This is a genomic window from Atlantibacter sp. MEI4A-1023, assembly GCF_056155425.1.
Window position 1 is genome coordinate 1,868,467 of the sequence record NZ_CM149568.1, and the last position, 15,778, is coordinate 1,884,244.

Below are 15,778 nucleotides of genomic sequence, written 5' to 3' on the forward strand. Positions count from 1 at the left end.
GGTATAAAAAGAGGAGACACTATGGACATCATTTATTATCACCCCACCTTCGATACGGCATTCTGGCTTGAGAAATTACACCAGGCGCTCCCGCAAGCCCGGGTACGTGAATGGAAACCCGGTGACAATGCCCCCGCGGATTATGCACTGGTGTGGCACCCGCCCGTTGAAATGCTCAGCGGTCGCACGACCCTGAAAGCCGTTTTCGCGCTGGGCGCGGGCGTAGACTCCATCCTCAGCCAGCTTCAAAAACATCCCGACATGCTGCCAGCCGGTGTCCCGCTGTACCGCCTTGAAGATACCGGCATGGCGCTGCAAATGCAGGAGTATGCCATAAGCCAGGTGCTGCACTGGTTCCGGCGTTTCGATGATTATCAGGCGCAACAGCGCGAGGGTGTCTGGAACCCGCTGGATGACTATATCCGTGAAGAATTCATCATCGGTATCCTCGGCGCCGGTGTGCTGGGGGGCAAAGTGGCGGAAAGTCTGGTCGCCTGGGATTTCCCGGTGCGTTGCTGGAGCCGTACCCGTAAAAACTATCCGCACGTAGAAAGCTTCGCAGGGCAGGGCGAACTGGATGCGTTTCTGTCCGGCACCCGCGTGCTGATTAACCTGCTGCCGAATACACCGGAAACTGTCGGCATTATTAATCAGCAACTGCTCAATAAACTGGCGGATAACGCGTATGTCATCAACCTGGCGCGCGGCGTGCACCTGCTGGAAGACGATTTACTGGCGGCGCTGAATAGCGGCAAAATCAAAGCGGCGATGCTGGACGTCTTCAGCCGCGAGCCGTTGCCAGCGTCCAGCCCGCTCTGGGCGCATCCTCGGGTAACTATTACCCCGCACGTCGCCGCCGTGACTCGTCCTCTGGAAGCGATCGCATACATCAGCAAAACCATTGCCAGCCTCGATCGCGGCGAGATCCCTGCGGGGCAGGTTGACCTGAAACGCGGCTACTGAAAGCCCGCCCGGCGCCTATCGCCGGGCATTTCGTGAGCTTCAACGCTGAAACTGGTATCCTTAGTGAAAACGCAAGAGGAGAAAACCATGTATCCCGTTGACCTGCATATGCATACCGTCGCCAGTACTCACGCTTACAGCAACCTTCATGACTATATCGTCGCGGCAAAGCAAAACGGCATCAAGCTGTTTGCCATTACCGATCACGGCCCTGATATGGCGGATGCACCGCACCACTGGCACTTTATCAATATGCGTATTTGGCCACGTGTGGTGGATGGTGTTGGGATTTTACGCGGCATTGAAGCCAATATTAAAAACACCGCTGGCGAGATTGACTGCACCGGACCGATGCTGGATGCGCTGGATTTTATCATCGCCGGTTTCCACGAGCCGGTGTTCCCGCCCCAGGACCGCGATACCCATACCGAAGCGATGATCGCTGCCATGGCCAACGGCGATGTACATATGATTAGCCACCCCGGTAACCCGAAATTTCCGGTGGATATTGATGCCATTGCCGAGGCCGCTGCGAAATATCACGTGGCGCTGGAAATCAATAACTCGTCCTTTTTACATTCTCGTAAGGGGAGCGAAGCCAACTGTACGAAAATCGCCGCTGCCGTACGCGATGCTGGCGGCTGGCTGGCGCTGGGCTCTGATTCCCACACCGCGTTTACTCTCGGCAATTTCGATGAAAGCCTGAAAATTATCCGTGCCGTCGATTTCCCGGAAGACCGCATCCTTAACGTGACGCCGCGCCGCTTTCTGAATTTCCTTGAGTCGCGCGGTAGAGCGCCTATCCCTGAATTTGCCGATTTCTAATACCTATCCATGGAATGTTTATGAACGAGTTTTCTATTATTTGCCGTCTGCTGGGCTCCCTGTATTACCGCCACCCCAGCGATCCGGTAATGGCACCGATTTTTACCCTGATTAACGAGGGCAAACTGGCGCAGAACTGGCCGCTGGAGCAGGACGCGTTGCTGGCACGATTGCAAAAAAGCGTTGACCTGCCTGCGTTGAGCGCAGACTACGATGCGTTGTTTGTCGGCGAGGAATGCCGCGTATCACCCTATGGTTCGCAGTGGCAGCAAGAAAAAAGTGAAGCAGATGTCCGGGCCTTTTTGCAAACCCGCGGCATGCGGCTGGGCGAAACGCCGGCCGATCATATCGGTACGTTGCTGCTGGCCGCCTCCTGGCTGGAAGATAATTCGGCAGATGACGAGAGCGAGGCGCTGAAAGCGTTGTTTGCCGACTATCTGCTGCCGTGGTGCGATACTTTTTTTGGTAAAGTTGAAGCCAACGCAACCACGGCTTTCTGGCGCACGCTTGCCCAGCTTTCTCGCGAAGCCGTGTTAGCAATGTGGGACGAGTTAACTGAAGAAGGTGATGAGCAGTGATGTTCGTCACAATATAAATGTAACATCAATATTCAAATTGCAAATTATGTGCGGCATATCTCACCAGTGACCTAGGCTTCTGATAAGATACGCCGCCATGAACATACTCATTTCTTTGGCACTGACAACAGGTATCCTCTCCGGCCTCTGGGGCTGGGTGGCGATTTCGCTCGGTCTGATTAGCTGGGCGGGCTTCCTGGGGTGCACCGCTTATTTTGCCTGCCCAAAAACCGGCTTTAAGGGCCTGTTAATGACGGCCTGCACACTGTGCAGCGGCGTGCTGTGGGCGCAGGTTATTATTCATACCAGCGCTATGGCACCGCAGTTTTCTCTTCTCGGTTATGTGATTACCGGCGTGGTCGCGTTTTTGATGTGCGTTCAGGCAAAGCACCTGCTGCTGTCGTTTGTGCCGGGCACTTTTATTGGTGCCTGTGCCACTTTTGCAGGGCAGGGGGACTGGAAAGTGATTGTGCCTTCCTTACTGTTAGGCTTGCTGTTTGGTTTCGCTATGAAAACCAGCGGCATCTGGCTTGGCAGCCGTAGCGAGAAGAAAGCCCTGGCGCAGGGCGAAAAAAAACCAGCCTGAGCTGGTTTTTTTATGGGCGCGATGCGTTATCAGGATTCCGGCGGCGTCGCCATATCCCGGTACTTCGCCAATACTTTGTTGTTCATGTCAGCCGGGTTTTGCAGGTCCCACAGCCCGCGGTTAATCCCGTCATTCACCAGATAGATAACACCGGTTTCAATGGCTGACATCAGACACATCATCACAGGCTCATTCGAGGTGTAGCCCATTTCGCCTTCCAGCAGTCGCTGATAATCAATGAAGCGGAACACACCAGCCTGGACTTCATAAGACAGTATCGTTTTGCTGGTGTTGACCGACGATAGCACTTCACCGGTACTGACGTTGACCACACGTAAGTTCACGGCAATCTGGTCCAGCTGATACTGCGTATCTGCGCCGATCCCAAAGTAACGCGCCCCTACACCGCCTGATTTAACGTTGCTTTCATAACCGATAATCGAACCTTCGATCATGATGTTCGCTGCGCGCAGCGAATCCAGCGGCTGGCGGTTATTGGGAGCGACGGTGCCGTTTTCCTGCGCGGCGCGGATAATTTTGCGCTCGTTAAGCAGGTTTTGCAGCCCCTGGCGCTCAAGTGGAACAAACCACTTTGAGTCCTTCAATGCGGTGACCAGCATTGACGTGGCGCTTTGCGGTACCGCAGTTGAGAAGTTACTCGCCGGGTAAGGCTTAAACTGCCCAGTTTCATCCTGAATGTTATACACCGACACATAAAGCTTGCCTTTTGGATCGGGGAGCTTGACCAAATCGCGATAGCTTTGCGCGCGGGGCATCAGAGTGGGTTTTGCCGCTTCTTTTGGTGGAGCGGTTAAACAGCCACTTAATAACGTCACTGCCAGAAGTAAAAGTAAGCGCTGCATGATAAGAATCCTTTTTAACCGGGTTATTCTGTGCCGGAACTGTACTGTAAGCCCGAGACCTCAATAACAGAGGTTCTGCCGGTCTTACGGTCGGTGACGTTGAGCTGTAACTGTCCGTCGCGGTTCGCAATATCAACGATATAGTCACTGGTCACCATTCTGCCTGGGGTGCCGGTGCTGATATTCGACATCAGGTTACCCAGTACCTGGGATTGCAAAGCCTGACTGAAGCTATCCAGCGCCGTTGGGGCTTCGTAGCCTAAATCGTCGTCATAGCTGGGGTCTTTATAAGAGTTTTGCGCTTGCGCGCTGTTTAATAAAAACGAGCCGTTATTTGGGTTGCCGCCAAAATTCGGGTTGCGGAACTGAAACGTCATATTTCCTCCCCACGATAATGGTGCAATTAACATCAACGAAATCATGCCGTATGCGAGACGCATGTCAGCCTCCTGAATAGGTTTTATTGAGAATTAAAATTCATCGCTGGTTAAATCACCGGTACTCAATAACACTTTATCTATTTGACGACGCTGCAATGCTTCCTGTGTCTGCGCAAGTGCAATATCGACGTTTTGGTCAAAGTCTCGTTTTGTGGGGAACAGGAAAAGTTGGAAAAGCACCTCCTGATCCAGGGTAATGGTTATCCAGCTTCCCCATCGGGCGCTGGGCCTTTCATTTATTGATAAGTTTCCAGGATATGAACTTTCCCATTTATGGCTAAATTCACGATAAAAATCATGACCAATAGACGAAACGGTACGGTCTGTTAATAATCCCGGCACTTCTACTTCTACGGCGTGTGCAGTCGCAGTGGCCCAGAAGATACCGCAGGCCACCAACAAAGGTCTTAAATTTTTCATGGCTTATCGCCTGAGGTTATCGTTTGCCCATGAAACAGCCTGAGTACGGTTTTTTACCGCGATCTTTTTAAATAAATTATAAAGATGGGTTTTTACCGTGTTTTCACTAATAAATAAGGCCTGAGCGATTTCAATATTTGAAGCGCCGACGCGTAATTTATTAAGGATCTCTTTTTCACGGTGCGTGAGCAACGTGGATTCACCGCCGTTGTACCGATAATTCCCCGAGTGCGTAATCAAATAACTGGCAAGCTTTTGCGAGAAATAGCATTCGCCGCGCAGCACGCCTCGCATCCCTTCGATCACGCAGGACTGGTCTTCATGGGCGTAAAACACCCCATGAATATGCGGCCAACCCTCGATTTCTCGAAACGGATATTCATCGGGTGTATTCAGTAACACGATTTTGAGATTGATGTTCTTGCGGCCTAAATTATCCTGCCAGTACTGAATCAGCTTCTTATCAGCTTCCATCATATCAAGGAGAATCAAACTGTTAGCTGCTATATCATCAACGGAGCGCTGAATATTATGCAGTTTACCGTTTATTCCAAGCGATGTTTTTAAATGCTGTAATAACGCTGTCGCCTGCAAAGATGGCTTAGTAATCAAGAACAACGTTTGGCCATGCATGCTCTGGACTTCACTGTACATGATGAAACCCCACTGTTTTTTATATTGACACCTGGCAGCTGGGCTGAATAGATATTCAGCCCACCAGAAGTACTGACAGATGCTGCACTGCTGTGTATAGAAAAATAATCAGTCATCCCCGGAGAGGGTGATGAAAAAGAGAAACTTTTATTTGTACTGCTGAATTCAATCTAGCCATTACTAATCTTAAATCAAGTGTTAAAGATGTTACAGAATGTAAAATGGAATATACAAATGTTAATTTAAGGATTTCAAATATGAAAAAATTAATAGGTAAGTTGTACATTTTTAATGAGTTGCATCATTTTTAAAATCATACAAATATTTTTAAGTCGTTGTTATTTAAGGTTTATGATATTTTTTGTTGAAAACGTATTACCTCTAATCTGCGGGATCACCCTGCTGGAAATGCGGTTACGGGGTTTGTATAGATAATGAGTAAGCGGTGACAGACTCTTCGAAGATTTTTTTGATCAACCTCTCGCGGCTGTTTTTTACCGTTTCGTTTGTTACAACCCCATGAATCTCTTCTTTGCTTTTTATGGATTTTGCCGTTGAAAGTATTTCCCTCCTTTATTACCTGATTTAATTCTCATACTTTTTGGTGACGGAATGAGAAAAAATACGACTCGCGGGTGAGATATTAAATATGTTTCCTTCGACATACTCTTCTCCGTAACGCAGCAATAACATTTTGTTAGTTGTGTTTACAAATTAGAAATGATTGAAAGGATAATTGTATTAATTATCCTGCCAGCCCAAGGTGACAACATGAAAAACAAATTGTTGTTGATGATGTTGACTATATTGGGTACGCCCGCTGTGGCTTATTCGTATAGTAATGATCTTGCGGCAGCAGAATACAACTTTGCTGTGAATGAATTAAGCAAGTCTTCATACAATCAGGCAGCGATTATTGGTCAAGACGGCTCTCATAATAGAGTCGACACTCGCCAGGATGGCCATAAGTTGCAAACCGTGGTGGTACAAAACGGCACGGGTAACAGAGCAAATGTAGACCAATCAGGAAATTACAATCTGACGTATGTCTCTCAGGACGGTTTCCGTAATGATGCAGATATACAGCAGAATGGGTTCGGTAATAGTGCGATCGTTATTCAGAAAGGTTCGAATAATAGAGCGAACGTTACCCAATATGGTACGCAAAAAACCGCAGTCGTTGTTCAAAAGAACTCGTTTATGAATATTCGCGTCACACAACGCTAAATTCAGAACGACTTAATATCAATCCGATGGGGGTTTCACCATGAAATTATTCAAAGTGGCAGCAGTTGCAGCATTAGTAGTTATCTCTGGAAGCGCGATGGCAGATCGTAATGACTTTCGTCCTTCTCAGTCTGGCGCTGAGTTGAAAATTTATCAGGACGGTGCTCATCACGTTGTGAATTCAGTTCAGACTGGTGCTGACGGCTCCCTGGTAGATATTAACCAAACGCATTACAACAACTTCGCGAATGTTCAGCAGTCTGCTAAAGACAGCAACATTTGGCTGGATCAGGATGGTGTGAAAAACACCGCTGATATTAAACAACCTGGCGGTTTCGGCTCTGATACCGACGTTACCCAGAAAGGTAACTACAACGCTGTTAACGTGAACCAGAACGCTATCCGTTCTGACATCACTATCAGCCAGCGCGGTAACTCTCACTACGCTAACGTTGTCCAGACCGACAACTACGCGAAAGCCGACGTGACTCAGCGCGGTTACAACAACTTCGTAAACGCTGCTCAGTACTAATCGTACGATGCATTAAGAACAGGGCTTCGGCCCTGTTTTTTTTGGAGGTAAGTTATGTACACCATGGTGTTACTCGCCGCGCTGACCAACCAAATCGTTTTTGATGCTCAACAACAAGGCTCTATCTGGACCATCGTGCCGCAGGTCATGCTCACGCAGGATTGCGAATGCCAGATCCAGCTTGAGGCTGTACGCAAAGGCACCTCCGGGAATAGTAATACTCGTCAACGCTCTCGAGCGCATATAAAAGGCAATGAACCCTATTCGGTATCGCGTCTGGCCATCAATGTCGACCCGGGCGATGACCTGACTATTTTTGTCACCGTCAGCGATGGCAAAGCGATCAACCTCAAACAACAGTGGTCGCCACCGGGAATTTTATAAATCTTCCCTTTCTTATTAAAGCTGTACTGTTTTTTGCCGTTATGACTCTTCAAGCGACCGTTGCTGCTAACTGTGTAATTCTGCTCACAATATTAACGATATGTTAATTTATGGTTGAATTATAGTTACACAAGGACCTTTCACGTCTTCAGGATGAAGCGCTTATGAGGAACTGCAAAAATGCTGATGCGTTCAGTACTATCGCTGTGTGGCCTGTCCCTTTTCTCGATCTTTTCGCCAGCATGTAGCGCTTCAGGCGCGGATGGCGTTATCCATTTCGTCGGCTCTGTTGTAGAAGATAGCTGCGATTTTTCCCACAACCAGCGCAGAGTGATGGTTGATTGCCCGGTCGGCTCCAGACGCGTCAAACAATCCATTGCAGTGGCTGACATTAATACAGCCAACATCGCAAGTAACGTACCGGCAACGGTTCAGCTTCGCTATCTTGATGACAGCAAAAAATTAGCCGTTCTCAGCGTCGTTTATCGCTAGCTTCGGCCCAGTCTGCGGATGTTCTACACTCAATACTGGGTATTAAGGAGGCGGCAATGAAATCCAGAATAGAGGTTGTTCAGGGCGATATCACCCGAATGACGACTGATGTGATTGTGAATGCAGCAAATTCTTCCCTGATGGGGGGTGGCGGCGTTGATGGCGCTATACACCGCGCAGCAGGCCCCGCGCTGCTGGAGGCCTGTATGCAGGTCCGCCAGCAGCAGGGCACGTGCCCAACCGGCCATGCGGTGATCACCGTTGCGGGGAAATTGCCGGCAAAAGCGGTGGTGCATACCGTTGGCCCGGTCTGGCGCGATGGCGATGCGCATGAAGCGCAGCTTTTATCCGACGCTTACCGCAACAGCCTTCAATTAGTGTGCGACAACGGTTACAAGAGCGTGGCGTTTCCGGCAATCAGTACAGGTATCTATGGATACCCGAAACCGGCGGCGGCAGAGATCGCGGTCAACACGGTTTCAGACTATCTTACCCGGCACGCTTTACCGGAGCAGGTATACTTTGTCTGCTATGACGAAGAAAACACCCGACTTTACCAGCGCTTACTTGCGCAACTCCCACCCGAACAAGACGCATAACACGCGTCTTGGGCGCGCCATCGCCCCAAAAACCCAGGCGCATCCCGACTATAGCGGCGTCCATCCACTGGCTGATAGCCTGGATGCGTTCGCCGCCCGTTATTTGCTGGCTGAGATGGCGGAGCAGACGCTGGATGTGCAGTACTACATCTGGGAAGACGACATGTCTGGTCGGCTGTTGTTTAGCGCGTTGCTTGAGGCTGCCAAGCGCGGCGTGCGGGTACGGCTGCTGCTGGATGACAATAATACCCTCGGGCTGGATAGCGCGCTGCGGCTGCTCAATTCCCACCCTAACATTGAAGTCCGGTTATTTAATCCTTTTTCATTCCGCACCCTGCGTGCGTTAGGTTATCTTACTGATTTCGCGCGCCTTAACCGCCGTATGCATAACAAAAGTTTTACCGTCGATGGCGAGGCAACCATTATTGGTGGCCGCAATGTCGGCGACGCCTATTTCGGCGCGGGGGATGAGCCGCTGTTTTCCGATCTTGATGTGCTGGCCATCGGGCCAGTGGTCGAGCATGTCAGCAACGATTTTGAACGCTACTGGGACTGCGCGTCGGTTTCCACACTGGAAAAAGTGCTCGACGTCAATGAGCAGGAAATCGAACAGCGTGTTCAGTTGCCGCAGGAGTGGCAGCAGGATCCGGTCGCAAAATCCTATCTGGATAAACTTGCCACTACCCAGTTCGCCACCCATCTGGACGCCGGGACGCTGACCATGATTTGGGCTAAAACGCGTTTACTGAGTGACGATCCGCGCAAAGGGGAGGGGAAAGCGCGCCGTCATTCCCTGCTGCCGCTGCGTTTATTAAACGTCATTGGTGAACCGACAAAGCAGATTGATATTATCTCGGCCTACTTTGTGCCGACCCGCGCGGGCGTCGCCCAGTTGTTAACGCTTAAGCGCAAAGGTGTCAATATCGCTATTCTCACCAACTCGCTGGCGGCCAACGATGTGGCCGTGGTTCATGCCGGCTATGCGCGCTGGCGTAAGAAACTGCTGCGTCATGGGATTGCGCTCTATGAACTGAAACCCGGCCCGCAGAAGGAGCGTGTCCAGCATGACCGCGGTTTGACAGGCAACTCCGGCTCAAGCCTGCATGCCAAAACCTTCAGCGTTGACGGTACGCACGTTTTTATCGGCTCATTTAATTTCGACCCGCGCTCCGCCATGTTGAATACCGAAATGGGCCTGGTGATTGAAAGCCCGAAACTGGCGCAGCAGATCCATACGCGGTTCACCCAAAGCCAGCAGCAGGCGGCCTGGACCTTACGGCTCGATCAAACCGGGCGGATAAACTGGATTGAACATCGTGACGGAGAAGAAGTGGTGCTGACCCGGGAGCCGCAGACCCGCTTCTGGCAGCGGGTGCTGGTGACGCTGGCCTACTGGCTCCCGGTAGAATGGTTGCTGTAGTTATTTGGTTGGCGCGATGGCGGCTGACCCTTTATTTTGCGGCTTGCCGGAAAACAAGAAGCGCAGTAAAGGAATGCGCAGGTGGATTTCATATAGCGCCAGCGCGATGCCGATAACAAACACTAATCCACTGATAAATCCAAGGGTATTTGACGCGATATGCGGCGTAATATATGCCCCGTAGAACAGCGTCAGCGGATGGTGCACCAGATAGATAAAAAGCGATGCATTAACGAAATAGGTTACGCGCGCAGACTGGAAATTAAGCAGGCGGTAACCCAACGAAAACACCACATTCACCATGCATAATCCCAGCACCATGGTGATGACGTACTCCGTCTCGTACATCCAGGCATCGCCACTGCCGTAACGCTGGTTTGCCAGGTAAGCCACAAACGCCGCAGCCGCGCCCAGCGTGCAACCGCGTGACGGTTGAATGAATAACTGTTTGATGTTTTGGTGCTTAAACGCCAGCGCGCCGAGGATAAAAAACGGCGCGTAAAACAGCGTCTGCATAACAATAAAATTAAACAACCCATCGCTTAAAATAGGGGGCCAGACAATAAACAGCGTGCGGCGAATTAGCGCGTAAACCAACCCGAGGAGAAAGAAAATAATTGAGAGTTTTCCTAAGGTGATATTTTTTAACCCCCCAAAACGCCCTTCAGCGATCCCGTTGGATATATTCTTAAACAAAATTAACCCGATGCTGGTTAATACCACTAGCACCAGTAAAAACCACAAATGGGAAATGAGCTCCCAGGCCAATGTATTATATTTTTCATAACCGCTAAGCGTAGGCCATTTGTCCGCCTGGCCTTTGACGTACTGCAACATAATAAATTGCGGCAGGGTCAACAGAGGGATAGCGGTCAACATGGGGATCCCCACGCGCTCAACGCGTACTTTCCACCATTTGGGACGCGGGTAGCGCAGGAACAACATGTATGAAAAGTAACCGGAAATCACGAAGAACACTTGCATGCGGAAGGCGTGAATAAAATCATTGAACAGGGTCAGCCACCACGACGGCGCAACGCTGTTCACATGCCAGTGATGGCTCGAATAAATGAGTGAAATGTGAAACGGGATCCCCAACAGCATTAACCAGGCGCGGATAGAATCCAGGAAATATTCTCGCTGTACTGACGTCGTCTTCATATAACTCCGCAAACTCTCGGACTTTTCGTCTTATCGCAATGTGCGTATGTGGGTAAATTCGTCGGCAACCCTACACCAACTCCTGGTAAGTGTCTCCAGGTTTAACTCGCAAAACGAATCCCTACGCCCGCAACTGTATAAACCCTGAGCCAGCGGGATGAACAAAGAGGGGATTATGTTGTCGGAAAGCCTGAGTTTCCATTAAAATGGATCGGATTGATTTAAGCACACAAAGGGGGATGTGCTAATTAATATGAAAATTAAACCACAGATGTTGAAATTGCACTGGTTAGGCGCGGCAGTGATGTTGTCCCTTTATACCACCTCGGTTTGGGCATTCTCCATTGACGATGTCGCAAAACAGGCCAAATCATTAGCCGATAAAAGCTTCGAAGCGCCGAAAAGCAATCTGCCGTCCGTTTTCCGCGACATGAAATACGCGGACTATCAGCAGATCCAGTTCAATCACGACAAAGCCTACTGGAACAACGTAAAGACCCCGTTTAAGCTTGAATTTTATCATCAGGGTATGTACTTCGACACGCCTGTTACGATCAATGAAGTGACGTCAACGGCGGTGCGTAAAATCAAATACAACCCGGATTATTTCAACTTCGGCGACGTCCAGCACGATAAAGACACCGTGAAAGATCTCGGTTTCGCTGGCTTCAAAGTGCTTTATCCGATCAACAGCAAAGACAAAAACGACGAAATCGTCAGTATGCTGGGCGCCAGCTACTTCCGCGTAATCGGCCAGGGCCAGGTGTATGGTCTCTCCGCGCGTGGTCTGGCGATTGATACCGCGTTGCCCTCCGGCGAAGAGTTTCCGCGTTTTCGCGAATTCTGGATCGAGCGTCCAAAACCCACCGACAAGCGCCTGACTATTTATGCGCTGCTTGACTCGCCACGCGCTACCGGCGCTTACCGGTTTGTGATTATGCCGGGCCGCGACACGGTGGTAGACGTCCAGTCTAAAGTTTACCTGCGCGATAAAGTCGGCAAACTCGGCGTTGCGCCGTTAACCAGCATGTTCCTGTTCGGGCCGAACCAGCCGTCCCCTGCGACTAACTACCGCCCGGAACTGCATGACTCTAACGGTTTATCCATTAAAGCCGGCAACGGCGAATGGATCTGGCGTCCGCTGAATAACCCGAAACACCTTGCCGTGAGCTCCTTCAGCACCGAAAACCCACAGGGCTTTGGTCTGCTGCAACGTGGCCGTGAGTTCTCGCGTTTTGAAGATATCGACGATCGTTACGATCAGCGCCCGAGCGCCTGGGTCACGCCTGTTGGCGAATGGGGTAAAGGAAAAGTCGAACTGGTCGAGATCCCGACCAATGACGAAACCAACGACAACATCGTCGCCTACTGGACGCCGGATCAACTGCCGGAGCCGGGTAAAGAGATGAACTTCAAATACACGATCACTTTCAGTCGTGATGAAGACAAGCTCCATGCGCCGGAAAGCGCGTACGTTACCCAGACCCGCCGCTCCACCGGCGACGTGAAGCAGTCAAACCTGATCCGCCAGCCGGACGGCACTATTGCCTTTGTCGTGGATTTCTCTGGCCCGGAAATGAAAAAGCTGCCGCCTGAAACGCCGGTTAGCGCGCAAACCAGCATTGGCGACAACGGTGAAATCGTTGAAAGCGCCGTGCGCTATAATCCTGTCACCAAAGGGTGGCGGATGATTGTGCGCGTTAAGCTGAAAGACGCCAAGAAAACCACCGAAATGCGTGCCGCGCTGGTCAATGGCGATCAGACGCTGAGTGAAACCTGGAGCTATCAGCTACCTGCCAATGAATAAGTCTACTCCCTACATTGAGGCGTTGCCGCTTTCCGCCCAGGCGAAAGCGGCGCTGGTGGAGAATACCTCCGACCTGCGCGAAATCCATCATGCTCTCGGTGAAGCGGATTATACCGTTTCCCGGGACGATGATTCGCCGCTGGAATCTGTAAAAACGCGTCTGGAGATGAGCTGGCCCGATTCGCTGGCTGATGGCCAGCTAATCAAAGATGAAGAAGGGCGCACCCAGCTTCAGGCGATGCCAAAAGCCAAACGCTCTTCTATGTTCCCGGACCCCTGGCGCACCAACCCGGTTGGGCGTTTCTGGGATCGCCTGCGTGGGCGCGAAGTCGCGCCGCGCTATCTTTCGCGCCTGACAAAAGAACAGCAGGCATCGGAACAGAAGTGGCGTACCGTGGGCACCATCCGTCGTTACATCCTGCTGCTGCTAACCCTGTCGCAAACGGTCGTCGCCACCTGGTATATGAAAACCATTCTCCCTTACCAGGGCTGGGCGCTGATCAATCCTGCCGATATGTTTGGCCAGAATTTGTGGGTCTCTTTCATGCAGTTGCTGCCCTATATTCTGCAAAGCGGCATCCTGATCCTGTTCGCTATCCTGTTCTGTTGGGTATCGGCGGGGTTCTGGACGGCGTTAATGGGCTTCCTGCAACTGTTGATTGGCCGGGATAAATACAGTATTTCCGCCTCGACGGTGGGCGATGAGCCTATCAATCCGAAGCATCGCACTGCGCTGATTATGCCGATCTGCAACGAAGACGTGGATCGCGTTTTCGCGGGCCTGCGGGCGACCTGGGAATCGGTAAAAGCCACCGGGCAACAGCAGCATTTCGACGTCTATATCCTGAGCGACAGCTACAACCCGGATATTTGCGTCGCTGAGCAAAAAGCCTGGATGGAGTTGATCGCCGAAGTGCAGGGCGAGGGGCAGATTTTCTATCGCCGCCGCCGCCGCCGCGTGAAGCGTAAAAGCGGTAACATCGACGATTTCTGCCGTCGCTGGGGCAGCCAGTATAGCTATATGGTGGTGCTGGACGCCGACTCGGTAATGACCGGCGACTGTCTGACCGGACTGGTGCGCCTGATGGAAGCGAACCCGAATGCCGGGATCATTCAGTCTTCCCCGAAAGCCTCCGGTATGGATACGCTGTACGCCCGTTGCCAGCAGTTTGCTACCCGCGTTTACGGCCCATTGTTTACCGCTGGCCTGCATTTCTGGCAGTTGGGTGAATCGCACTACTGGGGCCATAACGCCATTATTCGCGTTAAGCCGTTCATTGAACATTGCGCCCTTGCGCCATTGCCGGGTGAAGGGTCGTTCGCCGGGTCGATACTGTCTCACGACTTCGTGGAAGCCGCGCTGATGCGCCGTGCAGGGTGGGGCGTGTGGATCGCTTATGACCTGCCTGGTTCGTATGAAGAGTTGCCGCCGAACCTGTTGGATGAACTGAAGCGTGACCGTCGCTGGTGCCACGGCAACCTGATGAACTTCCGCCTGTTCCTGGTGAAAGGTATGCACCCGGTGCACCGCGCGGTGTTCCTGACCGGTGTGATGTCCTATCTCTCTGCACCGCTGTGGTTTATGTTCCTCGCGTTGTCCACGGCCTTGCAGGTGGTGCATGCGCTAACCGAGCCGCAGTACTTCCTACAACCGCGCCAGCTGTTTCCGGTGTGGCCGCAGTGGCGACCAGAACTGGCAATTGCACTGTTTGCGTCAACCATGGTGCTGCTGTTCCTGCCTAAGCTGTTGAGCGTACTGCTGATCTGGTGCAAAGGCTCCAAAGAGTACGGCGGATTTCTGCGCGTGACCGTGTCACTGCTGCTGGAAGTGTTGTTCTCAGTCCTGCTCGCCCCGGTTCGTATGCTGTTCCACACGGTATTCGTGGTGAGCGCGTTTCTCGGCTGGGAAGTGGTCTGGAATTCGCCGCAGCGTGACGACGATTCCACCCCGTGGGGCGAAGCCTTTATGCGTCACGGTTCGCAATTGCTGCTGGGCCTGGTATGGGCAGTAGGGATGGCGTGGCTCGACCTGCGCTTCCTGTTCTGGCTGGCGCCGATTGTGTTCTCGCTGATCCTGTCGCCGTTCGTGTCGGTGCTTTCCAGCCGCGCGACCGTTGGCCTGCGTACCAAGCGCTGGAAACTGTTCCTGATCCCGGAAGAGTACAACACGCCGCAGGTGTTGCTGGATACCGAACGCTATTTGCACCTGAACCGTGAACGCACGCTGGATGATGGCTTTATGCATGCGGTGTTCCATCCATCGTTTAACGCGCTGGCAACGGCAATGGCTACCGCGCGCCACCGCGCCAGCCACGTGCTGGAAATTGCGCGCGATCGCCATGTTGAACAGGCGCTGAATGAAACGCCGGATAAACTTAACCGCGACCGCCGTCTGGTATTGCTGAGCGACCCGGTCACTCTGGCGCGACTGCATTACCGCGTATGGGCGGCGCCTGAGAAGTATTCTTCCTGGGTTTCGGACTATCAGGGATTAACGCTCAATCCCAGCGCCCTGAAAACGCGCTAAACTGTACTGCAATGTAAAAAGCCGGCCACCAGGGCCGGCTTTTTTATCACGAAAAACGACAGGAATTATTTCATGCGCGCTGTTGTTATCATCATCCTCGCCATGCTGTTAAGCGGCTGCGGCAGTATTATTAGCCGAACCATCCCCGGACAGGGACATGGCAACCAGTATTACCCTGGCGTACAGTGGGATGTCAGAGACTCGGCATGGCGTTACGTCACCGTGCTCGATCTGCCGTTTTCGCTGGTATTCGATACACTGCTACTACCGATCGATGCGAGCCACGGTCCTTACGAGTAA

18 protein-coding genes are annotated in these 15,778 nt (G+C 51.8%); 13 read left to right on the forward strand and 5 right to left on the reverse strand.

All coding sequences use genetic code 11. The features are described 5' to 3' along the window. The first annotated feature begins 21 nt into the window (after window positions 1-21). The 4 genes from ghrA (at window position 22) to ACVV26_RS09060 (ending at window position 2,952) form a co-directional block, all read left to right on the forward strand. A complete protein-coding gene (gene ghrA, locus ACVV26_RS09045; RefSeq protein WP_474801085.1) occupies window positions 22-963 on the forward strand; it encodes a glyoxylate/hydroxypyruvate reductase GhrA in 942 nt (313 codons plus the stop codon). A gap of 87 nt (window positions 964-1,050) precedes the next feature. Next, window positions 1,051-1,788, forward strand: a complete 738-nt coding sequence (locus ACVV26_RS09050) for a phosphatase (protein ID WP_474801087.1) — start codon at window positions 1,051-1,053, stop codon at window positions 1,786-1,788. A gap of 20 nt (window positions 1,789-1,808) precedes the next feature. Further along, window positions 1,809-2,366: a TorD/DmsD family molecular chaperone gene (locus ACVV26_RS09055; protein ID WP_474801088.1), complete on the forward strand. Its 558-nt coding sequence runs from the start codon at window positions 1,809-1,811 to the stop codon at window positions 2,364-2,366. 97 nt (window positions 2,367-2,463) lie between these two features. After that, entirely contained in the window at window positions 2,464-2,952 is a 489-nt protein-coding gene (locus ACVV26_RS09060; protein WP_474801090.1) for a DUF1097 domain-containing protein, read from the forward strand. Between the two features lie 29 nt (window positions 2,953-2,981). Here ACVV26_RS09060 and csgG read toward each other — a convergent pair whose 3' ends face one another. Genes csgG through csgD form a run of 4 tightly spaced genes read right to left on the reverse strand, consistent with a single transcriptional unit; the run spans window position 2,982 to window position 5,329 of the window. Next, window positions 2,982-3,815, reverse strand: coding sequence for a curli production assembly/transport protein CsgG (gene csgG / locus ACVV26_RS09065; protein WP_125292158.1), 834 nt, complete (start codon window positions 3,813-3,815; stop codon window positions 2,982-2,984). Between the two features lie 23 nt (window positions 3,816-3,838). Then, entirely contained in the window at window positions 3,839-4,255 is a 417-nt protein-coding gene (gene csgF, locus ACVV26_RS09070; protein ID WP_474801092.1) for a curli production assembly/transport protein CsgF, read from the reverse strand. A gap of 30 nt (window positions 4,256-4,285) precedes the next feature. Further along, entirely contained in the window at window positions 4,286-4,675 is a 390-nt protein-coding gene (gene csgE, locus ACVV26_RS09075) for a curli production assembly/transport protein CsgE (RefSeq protein WP_312982718.1), read from the reverse strand. 3 nt (window positions 4,676-4,678) lie between these two features. Then, a complete protein-coding gene (gene csgD / locus ACVV26_RS09080) occupies window positions 4,679-5,329 on the reverse strand; it encodes a biofilm master transcriptional regulator CsgD (protein WP_312982716.1) in 651 nt (216 codons plus the stop codon). A gap of 771 nt (window positions 5,330-6,100) precedes the next feature. Between csgD and csgB the strand changes: the two genes are divergently transcribed. The 6 genes from csgB (at window position 6,101) to ACVV26_RS09110 (ending at window position 9,983) form a co-directional block, all read left to right on the forward strand. Further along, window positions 6,101-6,556: a curli minor subunit CsgB gene (gene csgB / locus ACVV26_RS09085; RefSeq protein WP_312982714.1), complete on the forward strand. Its 456-nt coding sequence runs from the start codon at window positions 6,101-6,103 to the stop codon at window positions 6,554-6,556. Window positions 6,557-6,653: 97 nt separating this feature from the next. Then, window positions 6,654-7,088 (forward strand): hypothetical protein, encoded by a 435-nt coding sequence (locus ACVV26_RS09090; protein WP_312982713.1) that lies wholly within the window; start codon window positions 6,654-6,656, stop codon window positions 7,086-7,088. A 54-nt stretch (window positions 7,089-7,142) separates the two neighbouring features. Then, on the forward strand, window positions 7,143-7,472 hold the full coding sequence (csgC, locus tag ACVV26_RS09095; RefSeq protein ID WP_474801094.1) for a curli assembly chaperone CsgC: 330 nt from the start codon (window positions 7,143-7,145) through the stop codon (window positions 7,470-7,472). 180 nt (window positions 7,473-7,652) lie between these two features. Further along, window positions 7,653-7,964, forward strand: a complete 312-nt coding sequence (locus ACVV26_RS09100; protein ID WP_474801095.1) for a YmdA family protein — start codon at window positions 7,653-7,655, stop codon at window positions 7,962-7,964. A gap of 56 nt (window positions 7,965-8,020) precedes the next feature. Continuing rightward, the gene (gene ymdB / locus ACVV26_RS09105; RefSeq protein WP_474801096.1) at window positions 8,021-8,563 is read left to right on the forward strand and encodes an O-acetyl-ADP-ribose deacetylase; all 543 of its coding nucleotides are present in this window, start codon (window positions 8,021-8,023) and stop codon (window positions 8,561-8,563) included. Continuing rightward, the gene (locus ACVV26_RS09110) at window positions 8,496-9,983 is read left to right on the forward strand and encodes a phospholipase D family protein (RefSeq protein WP_474801098.1); all 1,488 of its coding nucleotides are present in this window, start codon (window positions 8,496-8,498) and stop codon (window positions 9,981-9,983) included. The genes ymdB and ACVV26_RS09110 overlap by 68 nt, the downstream gene beginning before the upstream one ends. On the opposite strand, the gene mdoC is transcribed toward ACVV26_RS09110, so the two are convergent. Next, a complete protein-coding gene (mdoC, locus tag ACVV26_RS09115; RefSeq protein WP_474801100.1) occupies window positions 9,984-11,144 on the reverse strand; it encodes a glucans biosynthesis protein MdoC in 1,161 nt (386 codons plus the stop codon). Window positions 11,145-11,415: 271 nt separating this feature from the next. On the opposite strand from mdoC, the gene mdoG reads away from it, so the two are divergent. From mdoG to ACVV26_RS09130, 3 genes are all read left to right on the forward strand, one after another. Further along, on the forward strand, window positions 11,416-12,951 hold the full coding sequence (mdoG, locus tag ACVV26_RS09120; RefSeq protein WP_312982793.1) for a glucans biosynthesis protein MdoG: 1,536 nt from the start codon (window positions 11,416-11,418) through the stop codon (window positions 12,949-12,951). Beyond that, window positions 12,944-15,478 carry a glucans biosynthesis glucosyltransferase MdoH gene (gene mdoH / locus ACVV26_RS09125; RefSeq protein WP_474801102.1) on the forward strand — a complete coding sequence of 845 codons (2,535 nt, stop codon included), beginning with the start codon at window positions 12,944-12,946 and terminating at the stop codon, window positions 15,476-15,478. Before mdoG ends, mdoH begins: the two co-directional genes overlap by 8 nt. A 72-nt stretch (window positions 15,479-15,550) precedes the next feature. Next, the gene (locus tag ACVV26_RS09130) at window positions 15,551-15,778 is read left to right on the forward strand and encodes a YceK/YidQ family lipoprotein (RefSeq protein ID WP_474801103.1); all 228 of its coding nucleotides are present in this window, start codon (window positions 15,551-15,553) and stop codon (window positions 15,776-15,778) included.